Consider the following 17916-nt stretch of genomic DNA (forward strand, 5'->3'; position numbering starts at 1 on the left):
TGCAAAGGCCCGGGTATCGACGCTAGCAGCGCACTACGGCGCGCGGAGGACGTTTAGCAACTTTGGCCCTCGGTGAGCTTCGCTAAACCGCGCTGTCGAACCGCGAGAAGCCTCGCCGAGTCCTCATAATCAGTTACAGAAACCAGCCTTCCCACACACGCACAGGAGAGCCCCGGATGAGTGGCGAACGCGACCTCGATACCTTGCGGCGCGAGATGGCCCCGCAGTTGCACCCCGAGACCTTCGTCTACTGCAGTTTTCCGGACTTCCGCATCCCACCCGGCCTGGAGCCGATCTGCACCTTCCGTGAGGCCGAGGGAGTCACCGCGATCGTGGAGAAGGCGCAGGCCGACCACTCGGCCGTGCCCTACGTCTTCGAGTCGCACCTCATCACCCTCACGGTGCACTCCGCCCTCGACGCCGTGGGTTTCATTGCGACGCTGGCCGGCAGGCTGGCCGACGCCGACATCCCCTGCAACGTCGTCGCGGGCTACCACCACGATCACCTGTTCGTGCCGACGCGTCACTCGCAGCAGGCACTGAAGGTGCTGGCGTCGATTTCGGCACCGCCGCGCCCCTCGGCGCGGCCCGCCGTCTAGCTGCCGCCCTGCTCGGTGATCCATCGCCGTACATCTTCGGCGCGCCAGGCCGTGACCCCTGCCGACAGCTTCACTGGACTTGGAAACGAGCGCGCACGGACCTGTCGCCACAGCGTGGACTTCGAGATCGGCACGAACGCGAGCACTTGACGTTGGCGCAGGAAGCCCGTGTCAGGCAAGCAGGGTGAGGGGTTGGTTGCCGCGCCGGACTCGGTCGCGTGCAAGGGCTTGGCAGCAGTGGCGCTGCCGGGCAAGGAGGTTCGCATGGGCATGTTCGGTCTCCGCGGCGGACGGCTCCGCCGGAAGGCATGACCAGCTCGTTGCGGCAGCGAAGGGTCACGGTCGGATCGCTGCGGACAGGAACGCGAAGACTCCAGGTCCACCGCCAGTGCGTTCCCAGCTGGCGGTTCATGCGAACCGGCGCTGATGCCCGGCCCTGAAAAGGTGGTTGCTGATGGCGGGATGCCAGCGTTGCCGCTGGTCGCCTCAAGCGGAGTCAAGGCAGGTGTCGACTGCGACGCCATCGACCTTCGATGGGAGAAGCGCTGCGACCCGCGGAGCCGCCATGCGCCTGCGTGAGACCGTAGCGCCGGCGATCAGTGAACGCACGTCGGGCGAAGCACGCGCCTGCGAAACGGCGGCCTTGCGCGGGCGCTACATGGTGGCGACTCGCTGCGCCGAGGTTTCATCGTTCTCGCCTTCGCCAGACGCGCCAGCCTCGGCCACCGGCGCGGCGGGCGGCAAGGCGGAGATCGTCGTGTCCTCGCCGGTCAAGACACTCGCGCCATCCGGTGTCGTCTCTTCGACCGAGTCACCCTGCCCCTCGATCTCGACCTCGGGTGCGTTCATGCGTCGCCGCAACCCCGACGCGAAGTTGCGTGCCGCGGTGGCGACGCCGCGCACCTGGCGCTTCACCAGCGCACGCTGCTTGTCGACCTCGCGCGTGGTGATGACCTCGTGAATCTCCAGCGTCTGCAGCAAGGGCATCAGCTGGTCGAGCTTGCCGAGCAGTTCCAGATACCGCCGGCCGCTCGACGACAGCACGCCCACCTCGATCTCCAGCGCTCGGGTGTCGTAGGTTGCCACCCGCGTGATCCCGTGCGCCTTGAAGAGCGCTTCGGCGCCGTCGATGGCGCGGTCGAGCGCAGCCGAGACGGCATCCAGGCGCTCACGCAGCGCGGTCTCGACGCGCGCAACGTCCTCGGGGTCCAGGCGCGTGCGTGCGATCACCGAGATGAAGTGCGCGTTGAGCTGCAGCGTGGCGAACATGCGCACGAACAGGCGCTTTCCCTCGGCACTGGTGAAGCAGGCCGGCATCTTCACGCTCGCCGCCTCGACACGCCGGTAGTCGACCTTGGCCTCGCGCGCGAGAATGCGCTCGTTGACGCCACCCTGGTCCACCCGCACGATCTGCAGGCTGGTGGTCGTCGGCAGGACATCGTTGTGCATGGGCATCTCCCGCAACAATCACACTGAGGACGCGATGGCGGCCAGTGTTCGCCGCGGCCGACACCCATCGCCACGCGAAACGGCCGCGCGGCGGCGGTGGTTTCGCCATCAGCCCGCGCCACTCGGCGCCACCCCCGTTGACCGACGGCGTTCGCCTCGCTACCTTTCGCACACGCAGTAGCTGGCCCTGCGTCCACCTCGGCAAGCCCTGTTGATCCTCGTGCGCATGCGGGCGTCTGGAACGCTTCGACCGCTTCGCACCCTGAGCGCGCTTTCGAGCCGTTGATTGCACGGGCCTCGTGCGGCCAACGGCTGCAACGCGCGCTTCGATCGGTTGCTGGCATCCGATCACGCGGTATGCGCCGCGTCCAGCCAGCCCTTTGAAGTCAGCCGCCGGCTCCGAGCCGGCATTCGTCACCCCGTGGGGCCATCGCCCCGCGGGCGGTCATGGCCTCCGAGTTCCCCATGGAGGCCAACATGCCGCAACCCCGAGCATCGCTCGAACGTTCCCGCGCACCGCTGTTCACGGCCGGCGCACTCTGTGATTCGTCCGTCGATTTCCTGACCGAGGACGACGACACCGCCCAAGCCGGCGCCGAGTCCATCGACTGGACCGAGCAGGACGTCGTGTTCCTGCACTGGCGCCTGCTGCAGGAAGTCGAGGCGCTGTCGGACCCCGAGACGCCCCTCGAAGCCAAGCTCGACACGCTGCGCTGGGTGTTCACCGAGCGCGAGAAGGACTCACGGCCGTTCTCGTTCGTGAACTGCCTGCGCGTCGTCGGCTGCAGCCCGCTGTCGCCGATTGCCTACTGCGGCCTCGTCGACGCCGAAGAGATCCGCAGCCGCATCCGGCACGGCGTGAAGCGCTGGCTGGAAGCCACGTTGACGCGCTACCCCGAGTGGGTGCGCGAAGCCGTCGCCCGCAACCCGGAGTGGGTCGAGTTGCAACTGGCCCGCAATCCGCAGTGGATCAACCAACAGGTCCGCGCGGTCGCTCTGCAGGGCGACCTGTTCGCCTGAGCCCTTCCCGGCCGCCGCCGCAGCGCGGCGACCACCACCTCAAGGAACACACCATGTCCCGCTTCCATCGCGCGGCCGGCGTGCTGGCCGTTCTCGCATTGCACGCACTCGGCGCCCACCTGGACGCCACCGATTCGCCTTCGCCGCCCTCGCGCGCCGAAGGCCATCGCCTGCCCGGCGCCACGCCGGTCCGCTGAGGAGCCGCCATGCACATCGTTTCCCAAACCGGGCGTGTCGCGGCGCTGCTGCTACCCGTGCGCGCGCCGGAGGATCTCGAGTACCTCGTCAAGGAGAGCGAGATCGTCACCGGCCGGCCCGGCCGCACCTTCGTGATCGCCGGCGCCGACCGCCTTGCCTACCGGCTGCAGTGGCATCCACTCGGCTTCCAGGTCGAGCGGCTCGACAGCCGCGGCCGCGCGCTGCACAGGCAGCAACTGCTGCTGTTCGAGTTCCTCGACCACCCGCTGCTGGAGGCCTTGCATGCCGGCCAGCTCTTCACCGCGCCGATCGAGTTCGACTCGCCGCGCGGCTGACCCACCCACCCCCAATTCACCCCAACAGGCGGGCGTCCTTTCGGGGGCACCCGCCGTACCGGAGAACCACCATGCAGATTCAAGTCCGCATCAACGAGGAAGGCGCGCTGCGCAACCAGCGCTTCGCCTTCACCGACCGATTCACCCTCGTGTCGGAACTGCTCCAGAACGCCCGGCGCGCAGGCGCCACGTCCATCACCGTCGACCACGACGCCGAGACCAGGACGCTGACCGTCCGCGACAACGGCCGCGGCATCGACGACTTCCAGAAGCTGCTGACCTTCAACGAGTCAGGCTGGGATGAACCCACCTGCGACGCCGAGAACCCGTTCGGCATCGGATTCTCGAAGTGCCTCTACGCCGCTTCGCGCTGCATCGTGCGGTCGCGCGGCCAGTGCGCTGACTTCGACACCGCCTCGGCGCTGGCACGAACGCCGATCGACGTCCCCGAGTCGGCCGAAGCGTCGACCGAGGGTACGCAGATCGAGCTGCACGGCGTCGACCTGCCCGACCTGGCCTCGCGCATCGCCACGCTGTGCGCGGGCTTCCCCGTGCCGGTGTGCTTCAACGGCAAGCCACTCGAACGCCCGCATGCCCCCGAGCGCCTGGCGCTCACCGCGACGCCCGTCGGCGGCCTGCACTTGTGCGGCACGCGCGATGGCGAGCACAGCCACGACACCCTGGTTTATCTGCAGGGCTTCTGCGTGCTGCGTCCGATCTACCACCGGTCGGAGCGCGCGAACGTGCTGCACCTCGATGCGCGCCAGTTCATGGCCCGGCTGCCCGATCGCGACAAGCTGATCGACGAAGACCGGCAGCGCAAGCGCATCGACACCGCGCTGCGCGCCGAATGGCGCCGCGTGCTCGAGGACGCCAAGCGCGCCCTGCCCGCCGAGGAGTTCGTCGACAGGTTTTATCCGGCCCTGCGCGGCTGGGGTCACCTGGACCTGCTCAACGACATCGACATCCTGCCCGCCGCGGTGCTCGACGAGATCTGCGGCTACCCCTACCAGGAGGGCTCGGGTGACCGGGACTACCTGCAGACGGTGGCCGTCGCACCGGCACGGGCGGCCATCGAGGCCGGCTCGGTCAAGCTGTGCTCGATCGACTCGTTCGACGACAGCAACGCCGGCCGCTGGATGTTCGCGCGTGCCACGGGGTGCCTGCTCTTCAACCTGGGCGGCCTGCATCACGAGCATTGGGTGCAAGCCCATGTGCGCTGGCTGGACGACGAGCCGGTCACCGTCGAACCGCTCGGCGAACCTGTTCGCGGCACGCTGGAAGGCCGCTGGATCTGGCCGGACGTGGTGCTGTGCGCCGCCGTTCGCGTCGGCGTGGGCAGCAACGGCGTGGACATCGCCGACGAAGGGGTCCACCACGACGGGGTGCTCTACATCCCGGATGGCGAATCGTCGGGTGAGCCGGTGCGGCAGGTGTCGAACTTCACCGATGAGAACGAGCAGTTCCAAGAGTCCGATCTGGGCGCGGACCGCGAAGCACTGGCCGACCTCATCCGTCGGCTGCGCTCCGTCGATCCGAAGGACACGCTCGACTCGCTGCTGCGTGAGCTGAAGCTCGAGCGCTACCCGGTGCTGCATGGCAGGCAGTTCCGCGTGAGCGTCGGCAACGGATCGGATGGCCATGCCGTCGAACTGGCCGATTGAGTCCATGGGTTGGAGGCCTTCGGGCCTCCTCTCCCCAGCGCAGCACCTCGCGTGCGCGCTGCGGAGAGGTTTTCCCGCAGGTCGCAGGCACACCTGGAGCGCATTGCTCCGAAGCCGGCCCCGAAGTCCATCCGGCGCCCAGCGCCGGCCCGCCCGCCATTGCCGCGGAGCCTTGCCCTCAACCGGGCGCAGGCCCGGCATGGCGGGTTCACCCGTCAAGGAGAAGTCATGAACCGACAACAAGCCATGCCCGTTTCCGAAGGCCGCCGCGGTGGCCGCGGAGGCCACCATGAATGACACAGTCTTCGAGCACCGCATCGACGAAGCCAAACGCCGCGCACACGGCCGCTGGACCGAGATTTTGCGCAGCCTGGGCGTCGACGATCGCATCCTGGGCAGGCGCAACGGCCCCTGCCCGTCATGCGGCGGTACCGACCGCTTCCAGTACACCGACAAGTTCGGCGAAGGCAACTACCACTGCCGCCACTGCGGCGCGGGTGGCGGCTTCAAGCTGCTGCAGGCCGCGCTCGGCTTGGATTTCGCGACCGCGTTGCGGCAGGTGGAGTCCTGCGTCGGCGCGCCGACCCCTGCGCCGAATGCCCCACCGGCGGCGGCCGAACCGTCCGCACAGCGCATGCGCCGCCTGGCGCAACGCCTGTGGGACGAAGCCCTGCCCGTCCAGCCCGGCGACGAGGTCGATTGCTACCTGCGCCGCCGTGGGCTGCACCTGCGCCAAGCGCCGGGTGTCCTGCGCCGTCACCCGGCGCTGGGCTACTACGAGAAGAACGCCGCCGGCCGCTCCTGCAAGGTAGCCGACTACCCGGCCATGCTGGCCTGCATCCAGGGCCCGGACGGCCACGCGGTGACGCTCCACCGTACCTACCTGAAGGATGGCGAGAAGGCGCCGGTGCCTGACGCACGCAAGGTGCTCTCGGCCGGCATCAACGGCGCCGCCGTCCGACTGTGCGAACCGGCGCATGAGCTCGCCGTGGCCGAAGGCATCGAGACCGCACTGGCGGTGCACCTCGCGACCGGCAAGCCGGCGTGGGCTGCCGTTAGCGCCGGCAACCTCGAGAAGCTCTGGCTGCCCGAGGGCGTGCGCCAGGTCTGCATCTATGCCGACAACGACGCCGATGGCGGCTTCGAAGGTCAGGCCTGCGCCTACGCGCTGGCTCGTCGCCTCACCCGCAGTTCGCCCGGCAACGACGCTCGCCAGGTCCGCGTGTTCCTGCCGCGCCAGCCCGGCCACGACTGGGCCGACGTGTGGCGCATGCGCAGCGGGGCCGCCGAAGCCCAGGCCGCATAGCGGACCGACGACATGAACCCCACCGGTCGCTGCCACACCGGGCCCTGCGTCGATGACGCAGGGCGAAGGCAGACCTTGAACTGCATGCAGTCGGCGCGGATGAACCCGCGCCATCGCGGATCCGGCACAGGGCCGGATCTATCACCCACCCCGCGGGGCCCAGCCCCACGGGGGCACGGCGCCCCGCATTTCCGATCGGAGCTTGTGATGAAGAACGGACGCACCCTCGTGAGCCTGGCGCAGGAACTCGAACGCCAGCTGAACTCGAAGAAGGACCTGGTGGTCCCGTCGGCGCTGATGCGCCACGACACCGACGACACGGGCCAGACGCGGCTCGTCGTCGAGGAGACCGGCGGCCCGGCGCGCTACGGCGTGACGCCGCTGGCGCGCCGCCAGCTCGCGGACAAGTTGAAGATTCCGTATGCGTACTTCGAACGCATGCGCAGCGAGCAGCCGGTGCTGCTGGACCGCAACGTCAACACCTGGCTGCAGAGCGACGACGACCGCCGCATGCTGCGCACGCTGGACGGCAACGTCCGCGCCGTGCTGTCGGACCGCTACCGCCGGCTCGACAACTACGACCTCGCCGAAAGCGTGCTGCCGATCCTGCAGCGCCTGCCCGAGGTGCGCTTCGAATCGGTCGAGCTGACCGAGACGCGCATGTACCTGAAGGTGGTCACGCCGCAGCTGAAGCACGAGATGTCGCCCGGCGATGTCGTGCAGGCCGGCGTGGTCGTGAGCAATTCCGAGGTCGGCCACGGCACGCTCTCGGTGCAACCGCTGATCTATCGGCTGCGCTGCCTCAACGGGCTGATCGTGCCCGACTTCTCGCTGCACAAGACCCACGTCGGCCGCAGCATTGGCAACGTCGCTGACACCATCACGGTGTTCAAGGACGACACGCTGCAGGCGGACGACAAGGCCTTCTTCCTGAAGGTGCGCGACGTGGTCGAGGCGGCGGTGTCCGAGGCGACCTTCCTGCAGGCCGCGCAGAAGCTGCAGAAGACGCTGCGCATCCCGCTGACCGGTGACCCGGTGAAGACCGTCGAGGTGCTGGCCAACCGCTATGCCCTCAACGAGCAGGAGCGTGCCGGCGTGCTGCGGCACCTGATCGCCGACGCCGACCTGACCGGCTACGGCCTGGTCAACGCGGTGACGCACTTCTCGCAGGAGGTCGAAGACTACGACCGTGCGACCGAGTTCGAGGCCCTGGGCGGCCGGCTCATCGAGCTGCCGCAGAACGAGTGGAAGAGCCTCGCCGAAGCCGCCTGAGTGCGGTACGAGCCGCAGCAGCCCGGACCCCTCGCGGGTCCGGGCTGCACGGATTCACCCGCGAGTCCGGGCGGTTGTGCGTGGCAATGCGGCCCCGACGGGGCGGCGTGCCATCGCAAGCTCAATGCCGAACCCTATCCTGTGGCGCACACCGATCGACACCCGACCGCCACCCGAAACATCCCAATCCCACCCATCCACCGTGCCCGGCCAGGGCCTACCCGAGGACAGCACCATGAACCAGGCGCAGCTCTCCGACGTCCAGCTCACCAACCTGACTTTGCTGCTCACCATCCGCGACGGCGTCCTGCAGGACCGCCCCGCCACCTGCTGCAAGTACGCGCTCGATGCCGCGCAGGCGGACCGCATCGCCGGCCTGGGCGTCCAGCAGATCATGGCCATCGTCGCCAACGTCGGCGACGCCACGCTCTTCCCGGCGCGCCGCGACCTGCTGGCGCTGCTCGAAGCGCCGCTGCCGCTGGCCCGGCCGCTCGCCGCGGTACACGCCGCCCAGCACCTCGCCGCCTGACTGCCGCCGCTGGCATCGCCATGGGCGAGCCCCGTCCCCCGCTGCGGGTCGACCGGCAGCTGCGAGCACTGCAGCTGGCCAAGGATTGCGCGGCCCTGGGCGCCCGCGTGCGCACGATCGGCCACCTCACTGGCCTGCCACCACGCGAGTTGCTGCGCCTGCTGTTCCCCGACCGCGAGCAGGTACCGCGTGGCCGACCACCCGACTCCCCCGAGTGGTACCACGGCGCGAACCTGCTCTACCGCGCGGAGGCCTCGATCGTCGTGTCGCTATACCGGCGCCTGCGCGACGGCGGCTTCGCGGCGGCCGAAGCGCTCGTTGCCGCCTACCGCCACTACGGCAGCATCTGCGAACCACCGCAGCGCATCAGCTTCGACCGCGCCTTCGACCTCGCCGCGCACACCGACGGGCTGTGGCTGACCAGCGTGCAGAGCTTCTCGCTGGTTGCCTGCCCCACCTGCCACAGCGAGTACCTGGCCGCCTACGGCTCGGCGCCACGGTCCAACGACGAGTGCCCGTTCTGCAAGCTGGTACAGCGCTACGGCACGGACCAGCGGGTGCAGGCGTCGTTTCCGGTGCGGCCGTTGCCGGATCTCTCGGAACTCGAGCTTGGCGCGCATCGGTTGCTGAACCGGCGGCAGGAACGCTGACGATGGTCCGAAGTCCGAACTGGATCCTCGCCTACGCCGTCACACTCACCTTCACCATAGAGTCGCCCCCCGACTTTCGACTGTCGTTCGGCGCCCTAAAACGAGCCAACGCGAGGTCAGCAACGCAGCGAAAGGCGACTGCGGGTATCCACATGCGAACTCGCGCTCCTGGCGAAGAGCGGTCGCAGCCGGGAACGGCGCAGGCCGGTGTCCGCCATGACCCGTCCTTCCCGCAAAGAGCGATCGCGAGACGAGAACGTCCTGCTGCATCTCCTGACCGGCGCTAACAATGAGCAGCGCGGCATACCGTCTGGCTTATTGGGTCGTGATCCAGCATCGTCGTTCTTCCTACTGCGGCACATGGAACACGAGCACGGTCAGGATCAGCTCTCGGTTCTTGTCGCCGTTGCTGTGCAGGACATACCGAAAGCCGCTTTCGTGCGGCCAGTTGCAGGCACGTTTGAAGTTCCCGTGCGCCTTCGCGACAGCGTCGATGCCGGTCAGGACCGTTGAGGTCTCGGTACCGCGGTTGAAGACGAGGATCGCCGCCTTGCCATCGCGCCAGGTGGCGTAGCCGAGAAGCTGGTCGATAGCTTCGGTGAAGCCCTTCGGCCCCTTCCAGAACTTGCACTCGGCAATGAAGACGTTGCGGTCGCCCTCGCGCAACAGGATGTCGGTCTTCCCCGCCATGTTGAAAGTCTCGCCCGTCGCCTTGCCCTCGAACTGGCCGTTGAGCTGGACGAGGAAGTGCTGGCGCAGCGCTTCCTCGTTCATGGCCTTGAAGGCATCGGGGCTGCGCTCCATCACGAGCGCCATGTCCTGCACGACCTTCAGGATGTGCTCGTACAACTCCATGGCGAGCGCCGGTTCGGGCTTGAACTGCGCCGTCGTGGCTGGCGGCAGAGTCGGCACCGCCTTGCGCTTCACGGTAGGAACCGCATAGGTCGTCGGCGCGTTGGCGCGCCGCCGGATCGGGATACCGAGCGCCTCCGCGCGCTGCGACTGCGCTAGCACGCGCTCGCGCCGCAGGCGGATCGCCTGCTCCGCTGCGGCAGGCAGGCCTTGGTTGTGCGCGTCGATCATCTGGCGCTGCCAGCCCAGATGCTGCTCGATCTCTTTCAAGGTCTGATCGACCAGCGCGCGGATGTCGCGCGGCTGGTCGACAGGCGTGTCGTAGCGCAGGACGACTTCGTTCTTCTCGATGACGGCGCGGGGCGGGTTCATGTTGAAGGTGTTGGCCTTCGTATAGAACAGCTCGCTCTCACCCTCGAAGGGGACTCGGACCTCGACGCGCTCGCCCGCCACCATGGCGGGGCGGCTCCGATCTTCGATCCAGCGCATGCGGTCATGGCGGACATCGACAGGGGCGTCGCGATGATTGGCATACCACTGGTCGCGAAGGAGCGTGATCGGCGTGATCCCGTGCTTCTCGACCAGGTAGCGCTTCAGGTCTTCGGGCGGCGTATTGAGAAGTCGGTTCTCGTCGAACTCGTCGACCTCCTTCTGCATGTTCTGCATGGTGAGCCGGATCGAGTAGTCGAGATCGTGGGTGACGAACAGCAAGCCCTTGCTCTTGTCGATGCTGCCAAACATGGTGGATGCCTCCTCTGGCTGTTGTCGCACCCCGGATCAAGGGATCGGCATCCGGCGGCTGCCCGCTAACTCACACGTCTTGTGGCAAGGTCGATGATCGCAACAGTCGTGCCCGCGCTTGTTGCCTCGTGCGCTCGGGCAGGGACGCGCAAACGGCCGCGCGTTCGTCGCCAATCAGCCGCACGACCCAGTCCATGTGCTGGCCCAGCACGCGCATACGCGCACCGATCAAAGCGTTATGGACCGCTTCTGCGACCCCTGCCGTCCCAATGGCGCGCTCGACTTCACCGTAGGCCAGAAGATCGGCTGTGCAGCCCAGCGGCATGGCGGCGTGCCGCCCCGCAGCCAGGCGCCTTGCCTTTCGCTCATCGATGAGGGCGCGCGCGCCCGTTTCTTCGGCATAGGCAATCGTGGCTGCCTCGCCGTCATCGAGCGTCTCACCAGCAGAGCCCACGACGAGACTCTCGAAGCGAAGGAGTCCTTGCGCCCCGAGCTTCACGACCTCGACAATGTTTGCCCCGATCAACGCGTTCAGCTTGAGCGCGTCCTGGCGGCCCTTGCGCACGCCGCTCTTGATCTCATCGACCACAACGTCGACAACCGCGACGCGGTGCGGCAGCGCCCTGAGAATCGCTTCTGCGCACCCCGTCGCATTCAGGTTGATCACGACGCTGGTGTCGGCGATCAGCAGGGCAGGTTCTTCAGACAAGGAGGGTGGGAGCGCCATCGGCCTCGTCCTCCTGCAGATCGATGTCTTGCAGCATCTCGCGCAGCTCAATGCGATCGAGATGAAGAAGGCGCGCGAGCTGTCCCTCGCTCAAGAGTTCCCGCCGGTACGCTTCGGCGGCCAGCAGGTTGAGCCTGATCGTCGTGGGTTTGTCGGCCTCCTGCTTGTGGCGATCGGGCGTGCGCAGGTCGCCGAGCACCTGCGCGGCTTGCTCGTCGGTGATGCCGCCATTGGCGGTGAACCAGTCCCACGTGCCCTTCTTCGTCAGGCCGAGCTCTTCAAGGCGCCGTACCATCGCTTCACGCGAGACACCGAAGAAGTGCGCCATCACGATGATGTGACGGCGCGTGAGGTGGGTGGAGCCCGCCGTCACCTCCTGGAACTTCTGCCGGATCGCACCGGCGGGCGTCAGGAACGAACGTCCGAATGCATTGGCGTAGCGCTCCTGGCGTGAGTTCTCGGGCTCATCCGCGTGAAGGACCTCCGGCTCATGCCGGACGGAGACGAAGTGTCCTACCTCATGTCCACCGGTCTGATTGCGGCGTTCGCGCGGGTGGTTGGCGTTGAGAAGCATGCAGGCGCCGAGCGTGTCGTCATAGGCGAACACACCAGAGACCGATCCGTCAAAGCGCCGCACATACACCCGTATGCCAAGCTCCATTTCGAGCAGGGTCACGATGTCGGCGATTGGCGCGAACCCGAGCCCGAGGCGCTGGCGCAGCTCCAGCGCATCCTGTTCTGCCTGCATCCGGACATCGCCCGGCAGGATCGGGCGCTCGGGCGGGTAGTTGCGCGCGCGCTTGACGCCGAGCAAGTTCTCTAGCTCGACTTCTGCGCGCGCGAGGTTCGCGAGCAGCTCGGTCGCTGCCGCCGCTGCATAGTCCTTGGCGTCGACGAGCTTGCGGAAGCGCGGGATCAGGTCCACATGCACCGCTTCGCGGCGCAGGACGGCGTTCACCGACACACGGTAGAGCTTCGCGAGCTGCTGCAACTCCTCGATCCGCAAGCGCCGTTGTCCTTGCTCGATCGCAACGAGGGTCGTGCGCGCGACCGAGATCGCGTCGGCGGCGTGCTTCTGCGTGATGTTCGCGTTTTCGCGTGCAAGACGGAGCCGCTCACCGATGTCGACAGGCGAGGTCTGGCTCAAAGAGGAGTCGCTCATGGCCGAGCAACCCAGTTTGCGATGAACGAGGCAGGCCCGAGGGCATCAAGAAAATTCATCCATTCACTTTCATGCTGATTCAGTAGACGGTTCATCGAGGTCCGGATCGTGTCCTGCGGGACACCGCGGGAACGGCTGAGCTGCGCGATGGCCAGGTCAATCGTTCCCTTGTTCATCGGCGACTTCTGGAGGGTCGCCAGATGGTCGAGATGCAGCGCGCCCGCGATCGCGTACTCGCGCTGCGCCATGGTGATGCGCTCGAAGTCCGGGCAGGCGCCACCCTCGAAGGTGGACGCCGCGAGGTTCTCCCAGACGTAGGTGTCCGGCGCTTCGGTCAGCCCAGCGGCATGAACACTCAAGCGCCGGAGCATGCAGGCCGCGCAGATGCCGCACTGGCGCTTGTGTCCGGCTACCGACGAGTGCCGGTTCTGCTGCCAGCACGACCACGTGGTCTTCCATGAAGCGCCGTCGGTGCACTCCTTGACGAAGGCCGCGAGCGTCTCCCCCTTCGTGCTCCACAGACGGGGGAAGTCGAAGCGCACACGGTGGCCGAACAGCGCGTGGAGAAAGGTCTCCATGCGGTCCGTAAAGAGCGGGTAGGAACGGTAGTCCTCGTAGCCTTGGCCCACCGGTACCAGCACCGGCCCGATGGAGCCCTGGCCGCTCTCGGTCACGATGACCCGCTCAGCCCTAACCATGTACGCGGCGATCCCGCTGGTCGTTGCGAACTTGAAGCCGCGCGAGCGGGCGCTCGATTCGACGAACTCGCCCGTCTTCGGCTTGACCCGGTAGGGCACGGACGTGAAGGGTTGCTTCTTCCCGGAGGGCTCTATGGCAGGCAGGAACTCTTTCGTGCCGAGACGCACGCGGATCAACCCATCCCCCAGTTCGCGATGCATGAGGCCCGCAACCGCGCGCGAATCAAGCCCCTCGCTGAACGGGATGACAGCCCGTGCATCGCTGGGCAGGTCGAACGGAAACTGGTGAGGGACGTAGGCTGGCGCTTTCCGCGCTGCAAAGGAGATCAGCCAGCAGTCCCCAGTCAGAAAGTCGAGCGCATCCTTGAGGGACCCGCCGACCGCGGGCGCACTCCAGCGCTCCGGATCGTGGACGGGGAGGCGCAACTCGATGTTGCGGCCCCAGTGCTGCGTCTGCCGCCGCTGAATGCGGTCGCAGAACTCGACTGCCGCCGCGACGACCATCGCGTCAAAGATGACCGGCTCCCACTGCGCCAGGCAGTAGCTCTCCAGATGGCTCGTCGAGAACGTCAGGTCCGAGCCGATCTCGCAGGGACGGCAGCCACGTCGCGCGCGGCTCCCGGCCTCGACGACATCAACACGCAAGGACGTTGCAGCAAGCCGATGTTCGTCGCGCCTCATGACAGTGGCACTCCATCGTCGATGTCGACGTGCTTGCGCACCCCGCCGCGCCTCCCGGCGCGCGGCTCCAGCCCAGAGCACTGCCGCGCCAGCGTGTCGAAGTCGGCAGCACCGATGGCGCTGGAGATCCGGTTGCGCACCTGCTGAGTGAGCTTGGTCGATGCCCTGCGGCAGTAGTGCTCCTCGATCTGCCGCGCGGCGCGCGCTGCGTATGCATCGAGCGCCCGCCTCGTCGCTTCCGCAAGGCCCGCCTCGCCGGTGAGGCCCTCAGCCAGTACAGAGGAGGCATGTCCAGCGAGCTGGCGTCCAAGCCCGTAGCCCGCTGCTGCCGCGGCCACCGCATCGATCTTTGCGAGGCGCGCGTCGGGAAAGAGGCCGGGCTCCCGGTCCAGGAACACGTCCCGGAGACCGTTGACGACTACCGCTGGGACCTCATCGCGCCACGTGGTCCCCAGTGCATGGCTTGCCGCCGCGCAGGCGTCAGCACCGTCGAAGTTCGCGTTCTCCGCGTACTCCGCCAGTCGCTTCCATCCCCGCGGCATGGGCAGGCTTCTGTATGGGCCGTCGCTCATGGGCATCTCCAATGTCAGATATACTGCATCCTGAGACTGACAATGTCAACAAGTAGCTGTCAAGCCCACGACCGCCCTTGAGGGCCAGCGCTGGCAATGCTCAAGTCGTTGGCGAGAGGAAACAGCAGACAGGGGACACCATGAGCGAGGACGACGAACATAAGCGCATCTGCTGCGAATGCGTCAGAGAGGCCTTCCTGTCGAAGCAGATCGAGAAGGAAGGGCAAGCAGGAGAGTGCTCCTACTGCGGTGAGACGCTGGCCTCCATCCCCATCGAGGAGCTTGCGGACCGCATCGAGACAGCCTTCGCCGATCACTACGTGCGAACGGCGAACTACCCGGAATCCTGGCAGGAGCGGGCCATGGCTGATCGCGAGTCCAGCTACGTGTGGGAACGCGAGGGCCAGCCTGTGCACGACGCCGTCGAGGCGGCCACTTCGATCCCGAGCGAAGCCGTCGCCGACGTTCTAGAGATTCTCGACAACCGGTACGGCGACTTCGACTCTGCCGCCATGGGCGAGGAGACCGAGTTCTCCGGCGAAACCTACTATGAGGAGAAGGGCGCCAGCGCGCAGGCCTGGCACGAGGAGTGGCGCAACTTCGAGCAGTCCCTCAAGACCGAGGCGCGGTTCTTCAGTCGCTCTGCGGCGGAGCTTCTCGCACGGGTGTTCGGTCAGGTCGATACCCTCAAGACCAAGCCGCGTCATCCCCTTGTCGTTGAAGTCGGTCCGGGCCGCAAGCTGACTCATCTCTACCGCGCCCGCGTGTTCCAGTCGGAAGGCAGGCTCGAAGAGGCACTATGTCGCCCCGACTTGCATCTGGGATCACCCCCAGCCCGTCTTGCAAGCGCCGGCCGCATGAACGCGCGCGGAATCTCCGTGTTCTATGGGGCGACCAATGCTGCCGTCGCCCTCGCCGAAGTGCGTCCGCCGGTGGGAAGCAAGGTCGCCATCGCGAACTTCGAGATCACGCGCCGCTTGCGTCTTCTCGATCTCACCGCACTCGATGGCGTGCAGGACGGCGGCAGCATCTTCGATCCCAGCCTCAAAGGTCGACTCGAACGGGTCGCGTTCCTCCAGACCCTGCGCGAGCGCATGACCCGTCCCGTCATGCCGGACGATGAGGCCTTCGACTACCTCGCGACGCAGGCTGTCGCCGACTTCCTGGCGACGGAGAACGAGCCCCGCCTGGACGGAATCATCTTCGGTTCCGCGCAAGCCAAGACCGGGCGCAACGTCGTCCTCTTCCACAAGGCCGCGCGCGTGGAAGAGATGCAGCTCCCGCTAGGGACTGACCTAACGGCACACACGGGCTACGACACCGAAGAGGGCTGGGAGATCGACTACGGGGTCAGTGAAGAGGTGCCAAAACCAAAGGCTCCTGCACCCCCGAAGGATGACGGCCTGTTGGCTGGACTCTTGCCGCAGCCATACGAACCCTATAGGTCAGACGGCGACTTTCGGGACGCTGCCTTGCGCGTCGATGGAAGTTCAGTCGAGGTGCACCACGTCGAGTGGGTGAAGGTGAACAGCAAGGGCTTTGCCGTGAGCCGTCACCGGCACGAGAAGCAGGATTGGAAGTTCTGACCCTGTCACTGGCAGGGTCGACCAAAAGGGCGGGCGAACCTCCGTTCTGCGCACCGAGGGCCGGGCTCCATGCATTTCGGCGCCGGGCCACGTCGCAGCGGCGCCACCCTAGGAGTTGATCCATCGAGACAACGCCGAAACCCCTCGATCTTGCTGATCTTTCAAGGTCGCCTTGCTTGGTCTCGCCCCGGAAAGTGCGGCCATGCATGGCCTCGCCCCATCGCCGCGCGCCGAGTCATCCGGACATCCCTATCCATCGGCGGATCCCGGGTTCGTCTGTGCAACCGTGAGCGACATCCTCGCCGACCACGACAACCTGCTCGCCCGCATCCGCCTGTGCTTCGGCGTGGACCAAGAGATGTTTGCGCGCGACGCATTGGCACTGATCGAAGCTTACGCCGGCTATGTTCACCTGCTCCCCGCCACACCCGACAACTACTTCCGTCAGCCCGGCGGCTTGCTGCAGTTGGGGCTTGAGGTGGCCTTCTATGCCCTGCAGGGCACGGACGCGCACATCTTCTCCGGCCAATCGACCATCAGCACGCGCCGTCAGCTCGAGCCGCGATGGCGGCACGCTACCTTCATCGGTGGCTTGTGCTGTGAACTGCACCGGGCCTTGGCGTCATTGATCGTCGTCGACGCCGACGGCAACGAATGGCCCGCCTACCTCACGCCCTTGGCCACCTGGCTCGCCGAACGCCGCGTGGAGCGCTACTTCGTGCGCTGGCGCGCCCAAGCACCCGAGGCCCGCAGCCTTGGGCTGTTCGCGCTGCCTCACGTCGTGCAGTCCGCCGTGCTGCAGAACCTCAGCGCCGGCAACACGGTCATCGTTCCGCACCTGCTTGCCAGCGTCGGCGGCCTCCCGGTGTATCGCGAGCCCAATGTCCTCGACAGCCTTGTCCGCCGCTCGCTCGCCCTGGTCATTGACCGTAACCTCAAGGCCAGCGCCGACCGCTACGGATCGCCGCAGTTCGGCTCGCACCTTGAACGCTATCTGGTGGATGCGCTGCGTCGTCTGGCCTCGGCCGAGTCGGCCTGGGTGCCCAACCGCGAGAAGTCGCGCGTCTGGTACAGCAGCGACGGTCTGTTCCTGCTCTGGCCGCAATGCGCTGCCGACGCACAGGCCTTGCTGGAGGCCGACCAGTTGCCCGGCATACCGAAATCAGCCGATACCGTCCTCGATCTGCTACTCGCTGCGGGCGTGGCGGAGCCCCGCGACAGTTCTCACAACACGTGGCTGATCCAGCCCCCCGGCGCCAAGGGCCCGTTGGACGCCATCAAGCTGACCTCTGCTGCAATCCTCTGGTCCGGCCCGGAGGCAAGCCCGCATGCGCTCGACGGCACGCTGGTGACGAGTCTCGAGCCGGCAAGAGCGATGGCCGCCGCGGCTGCACCCGCACCGCCGCCATCCCCGCGGGGCCAGTTGTCGCTGCTCGAAGCCGTCGCCCCAGACACTGCAGCAGTCGTGTCGCCGCCGCCGAACGCACCGGCGAGAGTCTCGCCCGCAACCGAAGAAGCCGCGGCCGCGTCGATCGCGCTGAAGGCTCCCATGCGCTTGAACCCCGCCGTGCGCGACGCGCTGGGCTCCATCGTGACCACGCTGAACGGCGACGCGCGCTCCGCGGCCGCGTGTACGGTGGCGAACGGCATCTTCGTGCCGCTCGCCGAACTGGAACGTCGCGGTCTGCAGCCCGCGCTCGCGATGCGGGCGCTCGGCGACTTGCGCATGCTGGTCCAGGCCGATGCAAATCGGCCACCCACCACATCGAGGGACTTCGGCGGCGTCACCACCGTGGGCTTGATCCTCGATCCGCGCTTCGTCGCCGGCCTCGACCTCGCCACCTTTGCGATCCCGGAATCGCCGCAGGCCTGAGC

The 17916-nt window shown here is 67.2% G+C and carries 18 protein-coding genes; 11 read left to right on the forward strand and 7 right to left on the reverse strand.

Annotation, left to right across the window (positions count from 1 at the left end):
• Window positions 1-176: 176 nt before the first annotated feature.
• The gene (locus AB7E83_RS03950; protein ID WP_428565589.1) at window positions 177-599 is read left to right on the forward strand and encodes an ACT domain-containing protein; all 423 of its coding nucleotides are present in this window, start codon (window positions 177-179) and stop codon (window positions 597-599) included.
• Here the strand turns inward: AB7E83_RS03950 and AB7E83_RS03955 are convergent.
• Both AB7E83_RS03955 and AB7E83_RS03960 read right to left on the reverse strand, forming a co-directional pair.
• Complete coding sequence (locus AB7E83_RS03955; RefSeq protein ID WP_428565591.1) at window positions 596-871, reverse strand: helix-turn-helix transcriptional regulator; 276 nt, start codon at window positions 869-871, stop codon at window positions 596-598. The genes AB7E83_RS03950 and AB7E83_RS03955 overlap by 4 nt on opposite strands.
• Window positions 872-1253: 382 nt before the next feature.
• On the reverse strand, window positions 1254-2048 hold the full coding sequence (locus AB7E83_RS03960; protein ID WP_428565593.1) for a DUF1845 domain-containing protein: 795 nt from the start codon (window positions 2046-2048) through the stop codon (window positions 1254-1256).
• A 477-nt stretch (window positions 2049-2525) separates the two neighbouring features.
• Between AB7E83_RS03960 and AB7E83_RS03965 the strand changes: the two genes are divergently transcribed.
• The 8 genes from AB7E83_RS03965 to AB7E83_RS04000 all read left to right on the forward strand — a co-directional run bounded on the left by AB7E83_RS03965 (window position 2526) and on the right by AB7E83_RS04000 (window position 9022).
• The gene (locus AB7E83_RS03965; protein ID WP_428565595.1) at window positions 2526-3068 is read left to right on the forward strand and encodes a hypothetical protein; all 543 of its coding nucleotides are present in this window, start codon (window positions 2526-2528) and stop codon (window positions 3066-3068) included.
• A gap of 53 nt (window positions 3069-3121) precedes the next feature.
• Window positions 3122-3265 (forward strand): hypothetical protein, encoded by a 144-nt coding sequence (locus tag AB7E83_RS03970; RefSeq protein WP_428565597.1) that lies wholly within the window; start codon window positions 3122-3124, stop codon window positions 3263-3265.
• A 9-nt stretch (window positions 3266-3274) separates the two neighbouring features.
• Complete coding sequence (locus tag AB7E83_RS03975; protein ID WP_428565599.1) at window positions 3275-3601, forward strand: hypothetical protein; 327 nt, start codon at window positions 3275-3277, stop codon at window positions 3599-3601.
• Window positions 3602-3672: 71 nt separating this feature from the next.
• Entirely contained in the window at window positions 3673-5265 is a 1593-nt protein-coding gene (locus AB7E83_RS03980; RefSeq protein ID WP_428565601.1) for an ATP-binding protein, read from the forward strand.
• 289 nt (window positions 5266-5554) lie between these two features.
• On the forward strand, window positions 5555-6571 hold the full coding sequence (locus AB7E83_RS03985; RefSeq protein WP_428565602.1) for a DUF7146 domain-containing protein: 1017 nt from the start codon (window positions 5555-5557) through the stop codon (window positions 6569-6571).
• 207 nt (window positions 6572-6778) lie between these two features.
• Entirely contained in the window at window positions 6779-7843 is a 1065-nt protein-coding gene (locus AB7E83_RS03990; RefSeq protein ID WP_428565604.1) for a DUF932 domain-containing protein, read from the forward strand.
• Window positions 7844-8078: 235 nt separating this feature from the next.
• The gene (locus AB7E83_RS03995; RefSeq protein ID WP_112184160.1) at window positions 8079-8372 is read left to right on the forward strand and encodes a hypothetical protein; all 294 of its coding nucleotides are present in this window, start codon (window positions 8079-8081) and stop codon (window positions 8370-8372) included.
• Between the two features lie 20 nt (window positions 8373-8392).
• On the forward strand, window positions 8393-9022 hold the full coding sequence (locus tag AB7E83_RS04000; RefSeq protein ID WP_428565606.1) for a FlhC family transcriptional regulator: 630 nt from the start codon (window positions 8393-8395) through the stop codon (window positions 9020-9022).
• A gap of 348 nt (window positions 9023-9370) precedes the next feature.
• On the opposite strand, the gene AB7E83_RS04005 is transcribed toward AB7E83_RS04000, so the two are convergent.
• The 5 genes from AB7E83_RS04005 to AB7E83_RS04025 all read right to left on the reverse strand — a co-directional run bounded on the left by AB7E83_RS04005 (window position 9371) and on the right by AB7E83_RS04025 (window position 14455).
• Window positions 9371-10615 carry a hypothetical protein gene (locus AB7E83_RS04005; RefSeq protein ID WP_428565608.1) on the reverse strand — a complete coding sequence of 415 codons (1245 nt, stop codon included), beginning with the start codon at window positions 10613-10615 and terminating at the stop codon, window positions 9371-9373.
• 70 nt (window positions 10616-10685) lie between these two features.
• Window positions 10686-11342, reverse strand: coding sequence for a hypothetical protein (locus tag AB7E83_RS04010; RefSeq protein WP_428565610.1), 657 nt, complete (start codon window positions 11340-11342; stop codon window positions 10686-10688).
• On the reverse strand, window positions 11317-12504 hold the full coding sequence (locus AB7E83_RS04015) for an ImmA/IrrE family metallo-endopeptidase (protein ID WP_428565612.1): 1188 nt from the start codon (window positions 12502-12504) through the stop codon (window positions 11317-11319). Before AB7E83_RS04015 ends, AB7E83_RS04010 begins: the two co-directional genes overlap by 26 nt.
• Window positions 12501-13883, reverse strand: a complete 1383-nt coding sequence (locus tag AB7E83_RS04020; protein ID WP_428565614.1) for a 7-cyano-7-deazaguanine synthase — start codon at window positions 13881-13883, stop codon at window positions 12501-12503. The genes AB7E83_RS04015 and AB7E83_RS04020 overlap by 4 nt, the downstream gene beginning before the upstream one ends.
• On the reverse strand, window positions 13880-14455 hold the full coding sequence (locus tag AB7E83_RS04025; protein ID WP_428565616.1) for a hypothetical protein: 576 nt from the start codon (window positions 14453-14455) through the stop codon (window positions 13880-13882). The genes AB7E83_RS04020 and AB7E83_RS04025 overlap by 4 nt, the downstream gene beginning before the upstream one ends.
• Window positions 14456-14595: 140 nt before the next feature.
• Between AB7E83_RS04025 and AB7E83_RS04030 the strand changes: the two genes are divergently transcribed.
• Together AB7E83_RS04030 and mobH are read left to right on the forward strand one after the other, a co-directional pair.
• Window positions 14596-16041: an RES domain-containing protein gene (locus tag AB7E83_RS04030; RefSeq protein WP_428565618.1), complete on the forward strand. Its 1446-nt coding sequence runs from the start codon at window positions 14596-14598 to the stop codon at window positions 16039-16041.
• A 286-nt stretch (window positions 16042-16327) separates the two neighbouring features.
• The gene (gene mobH, locus AB7E83_RS04035) at window positions 16328-17914 is read left to right on the forward strand and encodes a MobH family relaxase (RefSeq protein ID WP_428565620.1); all 1587 of its coding nucleotides are present in this window, start codon (window positions 16328-16330) and stop codon (window positions 17912-17914) included.
• Window positions 17915-17916 lie beyond the last annotated feature (2 nt).

The organism is Ramlibacter sp., from assembly GCF_050250995.1.
GTDB lineage: Bacteria > Pseudomonadota > Gammaproteobacteria > Burkholderiales > Burkholderiaceae_C > Ramlibacter.

Excerpts from the sequence above, each read along its gene's own strand:
- AB7E83_RS03950 (WP_428565589.1), top strand. The coding sequence starts at position 177 with ATGAGTGGCGAACGCGACCTCGATACCTTGCGGCGCGAGATGGCCCCG.
- AB7E83_RS03955 (WP_428565591.1), bottom strand. The coding sequence starts at position 871 with ATGCCCATGCGAACCTCCTTGCCCGGCAGCGCCACTGCTGCCAAGCCC.
- AB7E83_RS03960 (WP_428565593.1), bottom strand. The coding sequence starts at position 2,048 with ATGCACAACGATGTCCTGCCGACGACCACCAGCCTGCAGATCGTGCGG.
- AB7E83_RS03965 (WP_428565595.1), top strand. The coding sequence starts at position 2,526 with ATGCCGCAACCCCGAGCATCGCTCGAACGTTCCCGCGCACCGCTGTTC.
- AB7E83_RS03970 (WP_428565597.1), top strand. The coding sequence starts at position 3,122 with ATGTCCCGCTTCCATCGCGCGGCCGGCGTGCTGGCCGTTCTCGCATTG.
- AB7E83_RS03975 (WP_428565599.1), top strand. The coding sequence starts at position 3,275 with ATGCACATCGTTTCCCAAACCGGGCGTGTCGCGGCGCTGCTGCTACCC.
- AB7E83_RS03980 (WP_428565601.1), top strand. The coding sequence starts at position 3,673 with ATGCAGATTCAAGTCCGCATCAACGAGGAAGGCGCGCTGCGCAACCAG.
- AB7E83_RS03985 (WP_428565602.1), top strand. The coding sequence starts at position 5,555 with ATGAATGACACAGTCTTCGAGCACCGCATCGACGAAGCCAAACGCCGC.
- AB7E83_RS03990 (WP_428565604.1), top strand. The coding sequence starts at position 6,779 with ATGAAGAACGGACGCACCCTCGTGAGCCTGGCGCAGGAACTCGAACGC.
- AB7E83_RS03995 (WP_112184160.1), top strand. The coding sequence starts at position 8,079 with ATGAACCAGGCGCAGCTCTCCGACGTCCAGCTCACCAACCTGACTTTG.
- AB7E83_RS04000 (WP_428565606.1), top strand. The coding sequence starts at position 8,393 with ATGGGCGAGCCCCGTCCCCCGCTGCGGGTCGACCGGCAGCTGCGAGCA.
- AB7E83_RS04005 (WP_428565608.1), bottom strand. The coding sequence starts at position 10,615 with ATGTTTGGCAGCATCGACAAGAGCAAGGGCTTGCTGTTCGTCACCCAC.
- AB7E83_RS04010 (WP_428565610.1), bottom strand. The coding sequence starts at position 11,342 with ATGGCGCTCCCACCCTCCTTGTCTGAAGAACCTGCCCTGCTGATCGCC.
- AB7E83_RS04015 (WP_428565612.1), bottom strand. The coding sequence starts at position 12,504 with ATGAGCGACTCCTCTTTGAGCCAGACCTCGCCTGTCGACATCGGTGAG.
- AB7E83_RS04020 (WP_428565614.1), bottom strand. The coding sequence starts at position 13,883 with ATGAGGCGCGACGAACATCGGCTTGCTGCAACGTCCTTGCGTGTTGAT.
- AB7E83_RS04025 (WP_428565616.1), bottom strand. The coding sequence starts at position 14,455 with ATGAGCGACGGCCCATACAGAAGCCTGCCCATGCCGCGGGGATGGAAG.
- AB7E83_RS04030 (WP_428565618.1), top strand. The coding sequence starts at position 14,596 with ATGAGCGAGGACGACGAACATAAGCGCATCTGCTGCGAATGCGTCAGA.